Origin of the sequence: Kitasatospora sp. NPDC047058 (genome assembly GCF_040643935.1) — a bacterium.
GTDB lineage: Bacteria > Actinomycetota > Actinomycetes > Streptomycetales > Streptomycetaceae > Kitasatospora.
In genome coordinates this window covers 1-1,104 of record NZ_JBEYVJ010000941.1, presented here as the reverse complement: position 1 = coordinate 1,104, position 1,104 = coordinate 1, and the positions used below count along the sequence as shown (strand labels likewise).

Annotated in this window: 1 protein-coding gene and 1 pseudogene; both read right to left on the bottom strand. The window is 76.2% G+C overall.

Annotated features, from left to right (window positions below; all coding sequences use genetic code 11):
• Positions 1 to 70 precede the first annotated feature (70 nt).
• Positions 71 to 445 carry a DUF1304 domain-containing protein gene (locus ABZ885_RS41810; protein WP_360200530.1) on the bottom strand — a complete coding sequence of 125 codons (375 nt, stop codon included), beginning with the start codon at positions 443 to 445 and terminating at the stop codon, positions 71 to 73.
• 95 nt (positions 446 to 540) lie between these two features.
• Positions 541 to 1,104, bottom strand: a pseudogene (locus ABZ885_RS41805) (hypothetical protein); the annotation flags it as partial.

Sequence of the window (1,104 nt, the reverse complement as noted above, 5' to 3'; positions counted from 1 at the left end):
GGCCGGCGAGGTCGCCGGGGGCACGGCCCCGCCGCCCGGGCGGTGACCGGCCGGCGGCAGGCCACCGGGCTCAGACGAGGTCGGCGATCAGGACCACCGCCGGTGGCACCGCCTGGGCGAGGGCCACGCGCCACAGCCGGCGTTCGGAGACGAACAGGATGGTCCCGCCGGCGATCATGAAGGCGCTGACGTAGACGACCAGCGCCCGCCCGGTCGCCTCGTGCCCGGTGTGCAGTGCGGTCACGCCGACGCCCAGGCCGAGCGCCAGGAACAGGTTGTAGAAGCCCACGTTGAACCGCCAGAGCCGGACCTCGGGCGCGTCCGCCGTGCTGCCGGTGAGCAGGTAGCGGACCCGGGGGTGCCCGTACAGGAAGCTCTCCAGCGGCCACGCGATCACGTGGATCGCGGCGGCGATCAGGGCGAAGACCTGGCTGACGGCGTTCATGGGGGCTCCGCGGTCGGGAGGGCGTGCCTTGGAAGGGGGTTCGGGGCGGGGACGGGACACAGGGTGCGGCGACGGCGGGGGCGCGCCCCCGCCCCTCAGCGCGGCGGCGGGTGCACGACCGGGGCCGCCCAGAGCGGAGGCTCCGGGACGACCGGCGGCGAGGTGGGCGAGGAGGGCGCGGACGGCCGGCCGGAAGCGACCACCTGGGTCGGCGGCCCGCCCGACTGCCACGGATCGGCCGGGACCACCGCGGTGGCGGCGGCGCCGGCGATCGCGGCCCGCAGCTCGGTCACGAACTCCAGGCAGTTGGCGTAGCGGCGGGCCGGCTCCTTGGCCAGCGCCCGGTACACGGCGGCGTCCACGGCGTCGGACAGGTCCGGCCGGAGCTCGCGCAGGGCCGACGGCGGGTCGTTGAGGTGGGCCCAGAGCAGCGCGAGGTCGCTCTCGCGGCGGAACGGCGGTGTCGCGGCCAGCATCTCGAACACCACGCAGCCCAGGCTGTACTGGTCGCAGCGGCCGTCCACCGGGTGGCCGGAGATCTGCTCGGGCGCCGCGTAGTCCAGGGGTGTTGCGCCCGGCTCTGGCGCAGCGACGTCGTGGTTCGCGCGGTGGCGCTCCCCGCTCGGGCGTCTGCGTACGGCCGGGTCAGGCTCGGTTTT

Excerpts from the sequence above, each read along its gene's own strand:
- ABZ885_RS41810 (WP_360200530.1), bottom strand. The coding sequence starts at position 445 with ATGAACGCCGTCAGCCAGGTCTTCGCCCTGATCGCCGCCGCGATCCAC.